An 892-nucleotide genomic window follows, 5' to 3' on the forward strand; every position below is an offset into this window, starting at 1 on the left:
GACACCGCCCGCATCCTCATACTCCAAGCCGCCCACCCCACCCCCGCCGACCTCACCCGCGTCTACCACCGAGGCACCGCCGAAGAACGCCGAGCCGTCCTGCACGCCCTGCCGCACCTCGTAGCGGGCCCCGAAGCCCTGCCCGTCGTCGAGGACGCCCTCCGCACCAACGACACCCGCCTCCTCACCGCGGCCCTCGGCCCCTACGCCGCCCGCCACCTGAGCCCCCACCTATGGCGGCACGCGATCCTGAAGTGCCTGTTCACCGGCGTACCCGTGACCGGTGTCGCCCAGCTCGCCGCCCGCGCCCACGGCGACGCCGAACTCGCCCGCATGCTGGCCGACTTCGCCGCCGAACGCACCGCCGCGGGCCGCCCCGTCCCCGATGACCTGCACCACGTCCTGGCCCTGACCGACCCCGAAGCAGCCCCGCCGCCCCCCGCGCCCGAGGGCGGCGGCGGCCCCCACGGCAAGGAGTGCTGATGCGCCTCTTCGACCCCCACATCCACATGACCTCGCGCACCACCGACGACTACGAGGCCATGCGCGCCGCGGGCGTCCGCGCCGTGGTCGAGCCCGCCTTCTGGCTCGGCCAGCCCCGCACCTCCACCGCCTCCTTCCTGGACTACTTCGACTCCCTCCTCGGCTGGGAACCCTTCCGGGCCGCTCAGTACGGAATCGCCCACCACTGCACGATCGCCCTCAATCCGAAGGAGGCCAACGACCCCCGCTGCACCCCCGTCCTGGACGAACTGCCCCGCTATCTCGTCAAGGACCGCGTCGTCGCCGTGGGCGAGATCGGCTACGACTCGATGACCCCGGCCGAGGACACCGCGCTCGCCGCACAGCTCCAGCTCGCCGCCGACCACGGCTTGCCCGCCCTCGTCCACAC

2 protein-coding genes are annotated in these 892 nt (G+C 73.3%); both read left to right on the forward strand.

Annotated elements, in window-relative coordinates; all coding sequences use genetic code 11:
* Positions 1 to 483, forward strand: a 483-nt coding sequence (locus GT030_RS05725) for an EboA domain-containing protein (RefSeq protein WP_161200136.1), incomplete at its 5' end; no start/stop codon positions are given.
* Positions 483 to 892 (forward strand): TatD family hydrolase (locus tag GT030_RS05730; protein WP_202459726.1); only part of this gene is annotated, 410 nt, incomplete at its 3' end. The genes GT030_RS05725 and GT030_RS05730, both read left to right, overlap by 1 nt.

The sequence above is a fragment of the Streptomyces sp. SID1328 genome, from assembly GCF_009865595.1.
Lineage (GTDB): Bacteria > Actinomycetota > Actinomycetes > Streptomycetales > Streptomycetaceae > Streptomyces > Streptomyces griseoluteus.